This window comes from Synergistaceae bacterium (assembly GCA_017540085.1).
GTDB lineage: Bacteria > Synergistota > Synergistia > Synergistales > Aminobacteriaceae > JAFUXM01.
In genome coordinates, this window is the sequence record JAFYBQ010000039.1 from 64872 (window position 1) to 74090 (window position 9219).

11 protein-coding genes and 1 tRNA gene are annotated in these 9219 nt (G+C 48.6%); 9 read left to right on the forward strand and 3 right to left on the reverse strand.

What is annotated here, in order from left to right; translation table 11 throughout:
* Window positions 1–12: 12 nt before the first annotated feature.
* Genes IKQ95_09935 through IKQ95_09970 form a run of 8 tightly spaced genes read left to right on the forward strand, consistent with a single transcriptional unit; the run spans window position 13 to window position 5414 of the window.
* Window positions 13–684, forward strand: coding sequence for a TVP38/TMEM64 family protein (locus IKQ95_09935; GenBank protein MBR4197016.1), 672 nt, complete (start codon window positions 13–15; stop codon window positions 682–684).
* Window positions 681–1343 carry a TVP38/TMEM64 family protein gene (locus IKQ95_09940; protein MBR4197017.1) on the forward strand — a complete coding sequence of 221 codons (663 nt, stop codon included), beginning with the start codon at window positions 681–683 and terminating at the stop codon, window positions 1341–1343. Before IKQ95_09935 ends, IKQ95_09940 begins: the two co-directional genes overlap by 4 nt.
* Window positions 1344–1350: 7 nt before the next feature.
* Window positions 1351–1986: a hypothetical protein gene (locus IKQ95_09945; GenBank protein MBR4197018.1), complete on the forward strand. Its 636-nt coding sequence runs from the start codon at window positions 1351–1353 to the stop codon at window positions 1984–1986.
* Complete coding sequence (locus IKQ95_09950; GenBank protein MBR4197019.1) at window positions 1986–2366, forward strand: hypothetical protein; 381 nt, start codon at window positions 1986–1988, stop codon at window positions 2364–2366. The genes IKQ95_09945 and IKQ95_09950 overlap by 1 nt, the downstream gene beginning before the upstream one ends.
* Window positions 2363–3163 (forward strand): (Fe-S)-binding protein, encoded by an 801-nt coding sequence (locus IKQ95_09955; GenBank protein MBR4197020.1) that lies wholly within the window; start codon window positions 2363–2365, stop codon window positions 3161–3163. Before IKQ95_09950 ends, IKQ95_09955 begins: the two co-directional genes overlap by 4 nt.
* Window positions 3150–4085, forward strand: coding sequence for an arsenosugar biosynthesis radical SAM protein ArsS (arsS, locus tag IKQ95_09960; GenBank protein ID MBR4197021.1), 936 nt, complete (start codon window positions 3150–3152; stop codon window positions 4083–4085). Before IKQ95_09955 ends, arsS begins: the two co-directional genes overlap by 14 nt.
* Window positions 4082–4771, forward strand: a complete 690-nt coding sequence (locus tag IKQ95_09965) for a TIGR04283 family arsenosugar biosynthesis glycosyltransferase (protein ID MBR4197022.1) — start codon at window positions 4082–4084, stop codon at window positions 4769–4771. Before arsS ends, IKQ95_09965 begins: the two co-directional genes overlap by 4 nt.
* Window positions 4755–5414 (forward strand): TIGR04282 family arsenosugar biosynthesis glycosyltransferase, encoded by a 660-nt coding sequence (locus tag IKQ95_09970; GenBank protein ID MBR4197023.1) that lies wholly within the window; start codon window positions 4755–4757, stop codon window positions 5412–5414. Before IKQ95_09965 ends, IKQ95_09970 begins: the two co-directional genes overlap by 17 nt.
* 58 nt (window positions 5415–5472) lie before the next feature.
* Here IKQ95_09970 and IKQ95_09975 read toward each other — a convergent pair whose 3' ends face one another.
* On the reverse strand, window positions 5473–6657 hold the full coding sequence (locus IKQ95_09975; protein ID MBR4197024.1) for a linear amide C-N hydrolase: 1185 nt from the start codon (window positions 6655–6657) through the stop codon (window positions 5473–5475).
* 131 nt (window positions 6658–6788) lie between these two features.
* Here IKQ95_09975 and IKQ95_09980 point away from each other — a divergent pair.
* Window positions 6789–6864, forward strand: a tRNA-Arg gene (locus IKQ95_09980).
* Here IKQ95_09980 and IKQ95_09985 read toward each other — a convergent pair.
* Both IKQ95_09985 and IKQ95_09990 read right to left on the reverse strand, forming a co-directional pair.
* Window positions 6865–7845, reverse strand: coding sequence for a glycosyltransferase family 2 protein (locus tag IKQ95_09985; protein MBR4197025.1), 981 nt, complete (start codon window positions 7843–7845; stop codon window positions 6865–6867).
* The gene (locus tag IKQ95_09990) at window positions 7838–8608 is read right to left on the reverse strand and encodes a glycosyltransferase family 2 protein (GenBank protein MBR4197026.1); all 771 of its coding nucleotides are present in this window, start codon (window positions 8606–8608) and stop codon (window positions 7838–7840) included. The genes IKQ95_09985 and IKQ95_09990 overlap by 8 nt, the downstream gene beginning before the upstream one ends.
* Between the last annotated feature and the right edge of the window lie 611 nt (window positions 8609–9219).

A 9219-nucleotide genomic window follows, 5' to 3' on the forward strand; every position in this document is an offset into this window, starting at 1 on the left:
ATTTTTCCCCTCATGAAAAGCAAAATATTAATCCTCTCAGCTTTCGTTATCGCTGTCGTTTCGTATTTCATTTTCCCGCCGTACAAGAATTTCATTGACATGACTCTCTCTGCGTTTGCGTCGGGGGATTTCGGGGTCATGCGTGAATTTATTGCTGACTACGGAGCATACGCCGCGGCGGTGTCGTTTTTCCTGATGATATTTCAGTCGGTAGCCGCTCCCCTTCCTGCGTTCGTCATCACTCTTGCGAATGCGAATCTTTTCGGCTGGGTGAAGGGCGCAATCCTCTCATGGTCAAGCGCGATGGCCGGGGCTGCTTTGTGCTTCTACATTTCGCGGGTACTCGGACGGAATGCCGCTGAGAAACTCACGAGCCGGGCAGGGCTTCAGTCAGTCGACAAATTTTTTGACCGCTACGGAACTCACAGCATACTTATTGCGCGACTCCTTCCGTTTATCTCGTTCGACCTTGTGAGCTATGCGGCGGGGCTAACGTCAATGCGTTTCTTGCCTTTCTTTGTGGCAACGGGAGTCGGACAATTACCTGCAACAATCGTATATTCATATGTCGGCGGAATGCTGACGGGCGGAGCGCAAATGTTGATGACGGGATTACTATTCCTCTTTGCGCTGTCTGCTGTCGTTGTGATGATGAGACAGATTTACAGGGAGCGCGGAAAATGACCCGCCGGATAAAAGTTGTAGCCTTTGTGATTTTGCTGACGGTGATAATTTTGCTGGGTCATTATTTCGGAGGCACTGAGAAATTCATTGAGGCCGCGAAAAATTCCCGTGCGCTTGCTGACGATTACCCATTAACGGCCATGATGATATACATTCTCGCTACATCATTCTGCTGTGTCGTTCTTGCTATGCCGGGGGCGTTCTTTGCGGTTATCGCTGGGATTCTCTTTGAGCCTTTCACGGGGACAATACTATGCGTGATTGCGGCGACTCTGGGTGCTGTGCTTGCGTTTCTTGCGGGAAGATATTTCCTGCGCGACTCAGTTCGTCCGATGATTGAGACAAATTCCCTGCTCAAGAAATTTCTGATTGATGACGTTCAGCACAGCGGAGTGATTTTGCTGATGGTAACGCGGCTTGTACCTGTATTCCCGTATAACCTTCAGAATTTCGCTTACGGCCTCACGGACATAAAGCTATTGCCGTATACTGTGTACACGTTCATATTTATCGCTCCGGGTTCTGCGGTCTTCACGCTGGGCGCGGCGGGTATCGGAGACTCTGAGCGGAGAAATCTATACTTGTTCATTGCCGTATCAGTCGCAGTAATCGTAACAATCGCGGGAGTCATTCTGCACAAAAAATTCATTAGGAGGTAACAATGTCATGAAAAAATTTCTGCTTGTCATGGCCGTATTCTGTGCGTTAGTGTCAGCGTCATTTGCTGAAGAGCTTTCGTTAATCGTCAACAAAGAAAAGGGAGAAATAATCATCCCCGCCGAAATCAACGGAAAATATTTAGTCAGCCCGACAAAACACGCTCTCTCATACTACAAGGGCGGCAACGGCGAAAAATCCATCATGCGCGCACTAGTCAGCGAGATCGATTACTACAACGCATTAACCGAACTCGGAGCAGTCCCGGGCAACAACATAAAGCCGGAAGACATGAAAGCCCGCAACAGCTCAGAAGGGAAATCAACAGAAGGCTCAAAGCTCGCGGCGTTCTTGACGTGGGAAGGCTCAGACGGTGAAATCCCGCTTGATGACGCTGTAATAACTACGTCCGCAAATGGAGAAGTCAGACCCATAGACCTGAGATTTTCCGGCAACCTCGAATTTGCACAGAGAGCGCACCCGGGTTGCTTCATCTGCCTTGACTCATGCGCCGCAGGAATCAGCACTAATGCCGCGTGGCCTACAGGAGCCATGAACAATAGGGAGGTCAGCTTCAAGGGTAACGCAAAAATTCTCCCGCCTGACGGAACAAGGGTAAACGTAATTGTGCGTCTCGTGAAATAATGCTCGCAATCCTCTACAACTCCGTAACGCTGGGAATGTTAATCAGCGTGTGCTTGTTCCTCAATGAATGGCTTGAAATGCGCGTAAATATCGGCTGGGTATTCTTCGGTTTATCCGGCCTCCTCTTTTTGTTGCAGACTGTCATAAAGCCCCTGCGGAAATTTTGCGCGACATTCACGGCCTCAGCGTTTAGCCTCGCTGTTTCGTGTTCGGGAATATTCCTGCTTCTCGGTTCTGAGGGCGTGAAAATCATTCCTGCGTCAATAATCCGTGAAGGTCTGATGATTAACAGGGTTTCTTTTGCTACAATCAACACGGCCATGATTGCTTTTGCGGTTATCGGCCTGATACTGATATACGTAACGAGGGAAAGAAAATGAGCATCAGAAAATTTCTGTTCCGTTCGGCAATGAAAGCTGATATGTTTCTCGCGGCCTCATCAATTCTCAGACAGTCATCGGGGAAAAGTGAGACCGTGTTTTTTCCGGGGTGCAGTCTCATGGGCTACAATCCTGAATATGTCTTTGCGGTTCGTGATTACATCATCGGGAATTTAGGCTCCTGCGGAATATTCACGGCCTGCTGCGCCAAACCGCTAAAGCTCATGGGAGAGTCAAAACTATTCACGAAACGACTCGACAGCGTAAGGCGGTCTCTTGACGCAATGAACGCCCGCACGGTGATTACAGCCTGCCAGAGCTGCAACAACCTTCTCCGGCAATACGACACGGGACGGGAAATATTATCCTTGTGGCCTCTGATACAGTCTCACGGACTCCCCGAAAGATTACGCGGGAAATTCTCCGGGCTTGACGCAAGCATTCAGGACTCATGCACGAGCCTGCCGGAAGTCTCCGAGAGCGTCAGGAGGATTCTTGCGTTTCTCGGCGTGAATGTGATTGAGTTTCCGCTGAAGAAATGCTGCGGAGGAGTCCAGACTCTCACGACATGCGACTCACGTTACGGCAGAAAGTGCAAGATTGAGCGGGCGAACGAATCACCCTGCGACATCATAATCTCATACTGCGCCTCTTGCCGGTCTGCTATGAGTCTCGGAGGACATGACAGCATTCACATACTTGATTTAATTTTCGGGGAGGGCGAGCCGTCAGCAAAACATTCTAACCTCTACAACAGATACATCACAGCAAGGAGAGTACGACATGATACCGTTTGAAGAAATGATTGATGATAACGCGCTGAAATTCACGGCGGAAAAATTGCGGGTGCTTCAGGTCAATATAGGGAGTCTCTGCAATCTTTCCTGCACTCACTGCCACATTAACGCCGGGCCGGGACGGAAAGAGATTATGACGCGGGAGACAATGACTCACATTCTGCGGATACTCCCGAATTTTGAGACTCTCGACATTACCGGGGGTGCGCCGGAAATGAATCCTGATTTCCGTTTTCTTGTTGACGAGGCCGCGAAACTCGGAGCGCATATCATCGTGAGAAGTAATCTTGTTATCATGACGCAGAGAGGCTACGAGGATATACCCTCTTTTCTTGCTGACAGAAATATAGAGATTGCCGCGTCCCTTCCCTGTTACACGGAGGAGAACTGCGACTCAATGAGGGGAAAAGGTACATTCAGTGCCGCAATATCTGTGCTGAAGACTCTTAACGCCCTAGGCTACGGCCATGATGAGAGTCATATTCTCGATCTCGTCTACAATCCTAACGGTGATTTTCTCCCTCCGAATCAGTCCGAGCTTGAAGCGGAATACAAATCGCGCCTAATGTCCGAACACGGGATCACATTCACCCGGCTGTTTACCATCACAAATAACCCGATCGGGCGTTTCGGCGACTCTCTCAGGAAGTCGGGAGACTATGACAGCTACATGAATCTCCTGCGCGACTCCTTCAACCCGTCAGCAGCAGAAAATATGATGTGCAGATTTCAATTGTCTGTCGGCTGGGACGGGAAATTGTACGACTGCGATTTCAATCAGCCGTTAGGACTCACGATTGACGGCCCGGAAAATATCGCAGACCTTCACGAGATTCACAGGAGGCGAATCAGATTCGGGAATCACTGTTACGCCTGCACAGCCGGAAGCGGGTCAAGCTGCGGAGGAACGACAGTACAGTGATTTCGGTGATTGTCCCTGTCCTGAACGAGGCCGAAAGAATCACGGGGCTAATATCATCATTGCAGAGTCTTGACGGGGAAAAGGAGATAATAATCTCTGACGGAGGAAGCACGGACGGTACACGCGAAAAAATTTCAGCCTTCAGCAATGTAACACTCATAAATTCACCATCAGGACGCGCAAGACAAATGAACGCCGGAGCAGAAATATCATCGGGGAAAATTCTGTGGTTTGTACACGCTGACTCTATCGTCTCACCTTCAAGCCTTCACGACATAGAACGGGCAATTTCTGACGGGGCAATAGGGGGATTTTTCCGGCTGAAGTTTTATGACGCTGGCGACTGTTTCATGCGGTTCATTGAGCGGACATCACACACGCGGGCAAAAAATTTCTGTCTCATTTTCGGGGATCAGGGATTATTTCTGAGGCGTGATATTTTTGACGATCTCGGAGGATTCGCGGACGTTTCATTGATGGAGGACTGGGAAATTTCGCGGAGGCTGAAGCGTTTTCACAGTCAGGGGAAAATTCACGCGCTTGATACTGTGATAGGGACATCGGCAAGAAGATACACGCAGAACGGAAGATTTCACACGTGGCTGAAGATGAATATCGTGAAGGCTCTGTACATTCTCGGCGTGAACACTGAGACATTGAGGCTGATTTATGACGGCGGGAAATGATAACGCGCTCATAATATTCTCCCGTCTTCCCATCGGCCATGAGACAAAGACGAGACTCGCCCCGCTCCTGAATGAGACTCAGCGGTCAAAATTACACCTTGCTATGTGGCGTGATATTTTCGGCGAGGCACTGAAGCTCCGTAACACCGACATATATTTATATTGGACGGGAAGCGGGAACATTTCAGACTGGCAGAAATATATTCCGTGTTCGTTCATTCTCAGAAAACAGGAAGGTGAAAATCTCGGTGAAAGAATGCGTAATGCCATGCGGGATATTTTTGCGCTGAGATATAAGCGGGCTGTGATTATCGGCTCTGACATTCCATCGGTGAAGGCTGAGAATATCGCACGGGCTTTCGGCTCGCTGAATGACTCTGACGCTGTTATAGGGCCGTCATCTGACGGAGGCTACTGGCTCATAGGCATGAGGAAATTTATCCCTGAGGCATTCGGCATATCATCATGGGGAAATTCGAGCGTCCTTGCTGAGACTGTGAGAACGCTGGCCGGACTCGGAATATCATGCGGGACAGCGGACACTCTTGACGATTTAGACACGCCCGAAGATGTCATCAGATACAGGGGCATGAACTCAGACACCTGCACCGGGCAATATATATCTTCTGATACTGTTCTGTGAAGTGTTCACGGCAAAATTATACCCCCTCATGATTCAAGGGGGTACGGAATGAGTTTCACTATTTCAGCGTGAAGTCGTAATGCTTTGAGTAATCCTCCTGAATGTTCAGGCGGAGAGTCCTGTTCGCGAGGTCGTAAACTGATGTGTGCCATGTCTGCCAGAAATTATTGGGATTAATATTCCTGTCGTGCAGCTTGTAGGTATCAATCTGGGACTGAATATCTGCCTTGAAATCCATCGGAGAGTGTGCGATTGTCAGGCTTCCTTCTGTGAACTCAGTGTACCAGAAAGGATTTGTATCGGCTTCATAGGCTTGTGTATATTTCACGCGCTCCATTAAGTGAGACATTCCCTCGGCGGATTCTGCGCCCTCTGCGTAATGCTCCTTCAGTATGGCGTAACGTTCAACTCCGCAGGCATGTGGCGTAAGAATCGGGAAGCCCTCATAGATTTTCCCGGCAACTTTCTGCCCTGTCTGAGCTACATGCTTTGCGTAAAGAGTTTTCGGCGCATAGTTGACGTAGAAATTTGTCATGATGTTGTCCGTGTCGTTTCTTGCGACAAGCTCGCCGTCAATGCACTCAATGATGTAGGTCTCCTTCTCGTCAGAAAGCATCCAGTGAAGCCCCCACCATGTTCCGTAACCGCCGTAAATGTCCATGTTCTTTAAGAGTTCAACGCCATGAGCTGCGGATTTTGCGTGATCTAGAACGTAGCGGACTACTGCCATAGAATGAATACGGGGTTTGCCGTAATTAGTTGAGAGAAGAGTCGCGAAATCAAGATCAACGGCCGGAGCAACGTTGCTGTTCATGGCCACGCCGTTTTCGTTGATGCCGTCAAAAGTCATGTTTGGCAATGCGAGTAATTGAGCTTCCGAAATTTTGTCAACCTCGTTAGCTTTGAACTTGAAATTTGCGGCCATTCCTATGCTTGCGTAACGTCCCTCAGACTCTTTTGCGGCAATCTTGATGACAAATTCCGGGACATCGGCGTAATCCAAATCCAAATTACGGCCGTAGAAATTTCCGTTGCGGACAGCGGAACACGCAAAGCCCGTCTTGACCTGTTCGCCCGTTGTGAGGTCGGGTGCGTAGTCGGTGTACTCCATGTAGTACAGGTAATCGGCGAGCTTTTTCGGAGCTGTGAATGTGGCCTCCTGCGCCGCCGAACCGCAAACAGCGAAACCGAAAATCACAAGCACCGTCAACATATAGACTGCACATTTCTTAGAGATATTCATATGCTATCTCCCCCTGAAATATATTTTCTGATTTCCATTTTACCCTACCGCGCAAGAAAGCTCACACAAAACGAATTTTCCGGCGGTTTGACAAAATCAGCGGTTGTTGCTATATTCTTACGGTTGACTTTGGCCCCGTAGCTCAGTGGATAGAGCGACTGCCTCCTAAGCCGTAGGCCGGGTGTTCGAATCACCCCGGGGTCGCCATCAACCTTTCCTCACACCGTAATATATCCCCGGCATAATCATAATCATTACAGCCTTCATGAAGACTTCCGGCTTTCTCCTCAGCGTGAAGAAACATATCCCGCGCCGCAAAATTTTCATGGCCTCGCCGTCTCGCAGAACAGCATCATATTCCGCCCGGCTGCGTTTCATGGCCGCGAGGTTTAGCCGACGTATTACGCTCTGAGGCAATAATATTCTCCCGGCAATCTCCCTAAGCTCACAGGATTTTGCGTACTCACAGAGATATTCAGCGGTATGTTTCTGCGCGATTGTATTGTGGCCGTAGCGGGTGATTTGCTTGCTGAATGTGTCATTGTCCCGGACTGAACCCATTTCAGGATGGTGCATGTATATATACAGGCATTCGCGGACAAACGAAACACTTTCAGCCCTGCACAATGCCCGCGTAATGAAGTCAATATCTTCACCGGAAGAGCAGCCCTCTGTGAAACGGAGATTATTGCGCCTGAGAAATTCAGCACCGTACATACACGCCCACACCGCAGGAATATTCCCGCAGAGTATGAAGTCTTCACCGCACGAAATCTCTTCACCGTCAGCAGGAACTATATCAGCGTCGCTCCTTCCGTCCGTGAACCTGTCGACAAATCCGCAGAATGATATATCACATTCACGGGACGAAATCACATCATGAAGGCATGACACGAAATTTTCACGGATTACATCATCAGCGTCAACAAAGCATATATATTTACCCTGTGAGACATCAATCCCGGTGTTTCTCGCGGCTGATACTCCCCTGTTGAGGTCATTCGTGATTACACGGAATTTTCTGCCGGAAGCGTCAAGAATTTCACGCGCAATTTTCCCCGTGTCATCACATGAACAGTCATCAACAACAATAATCTCAATGTCAGCATATTTCTGTGAAATAACGCTCTCAAGACAAGGGGCAATTCTTTTCGCGGCGTTGAACGCAGGAATGATTACGCTAATCATAATCCTTGTGGGAAAACTCGTAGAATTTCGCAAACTTCATGAAGCGCAGTATCGATATATTCGCACAGTGTATGAAGCCCCACCAGCCGAGTAGAAAATATCTGTGGAGAATGTAATACTTCAGGAACTCAAGCGTCGAACATCCCACAAGCCGCCACGGGGAATAATTCTTGTGCTGAAGGATTGCGCGTTCGGCGAGCTTGTCGGACTCTCCGTTGTATTTGTCGATTACGTGATGGACTGACAAGAAAGAATAATGCTCCATGAGATTTTTGCACGTCCCGAATGTCGCATCGGGCCGGGCTTTTATGACATCATCATGGCCGTGTTCCCCGCTGGTTTTCCAGGCGTTTCGGTTGTAGAGGCGTATTGTCCTGTAGGGCTTCACCCATCTGTTTGCGCACTTCATTCCCGGATAGACTTCTCCGCGGGGGAGTATGTATGCGTCCTTTGTGCCGGAGCGTTTTATCTCTGCTATCTCTTCAGCTAGGGCAGGGGGGATTATTTCGTCAGCGTCAAGCCTCATTACCCAGTCAAACGAGCAATTATCCTCGGCGATTTTTACCTGATGCCCGCTCGACTGCCATTCGTGGAACATGAATTTTGCACCGTATGAGCGCGCTATTTCCTCCGTTCGGTCTGTGCTTCCTGAGTCAACTATGACAATTTCGTCAACAAGATTTTTCACCGACTCAAGCATTCGGGGCAACCGTTTTTCCTCGTTAAGCGTGATTACGTAGAGCGATAATTTTTCTATGTGCATGAATTTTCCCTTTCACTTTATGGATATTGATATTATACAGAAAAAAACAAGGCCGCCCGCTTTAGGCTGACCGTGTTTCTTTTTGAGGGGGGTAAAACTATTTAACGGACGAACATGAACGAGGGTATGTAAAAGTCATTCTCTCCGTGAAAGTCCTTCTTGCAGGTGTAAGACTCTCATGATTGACTGCGTTCCGTCATTTGTTCGTTACACCAAACATTATAGCCGGAAAAATTTTTATGTCAACACACAACAGGAAAATCTGAGATTTTTTGACGGTCATCATCAAAAAAATTGCGCCGGATACCCCTTGCTTTCGCTATGGTGAGGAGGCGCATACCTCCTATTTATTGTTGTAACGCCCAAGAGCGTGCGGGCTTTATATCTGCTAACATGAAACAGACCTCCGCCCGCTAGAGTTATAATCCTTCGCCAATGTTGTCCTGCGGTTTATACGATTACAGCACCGCTCCTGCCTCTCAGAGCTTTTAACCATAATCCTTAGAGCTGCAAGTTAGGATTTACGCTCGCAGGTAACTATATATTCGCAGGCAACGTAGCTTGCGCTAAGGCTAGTCAGTCAAGGCTTTTACAAGCCTCCGGCTTTAGCC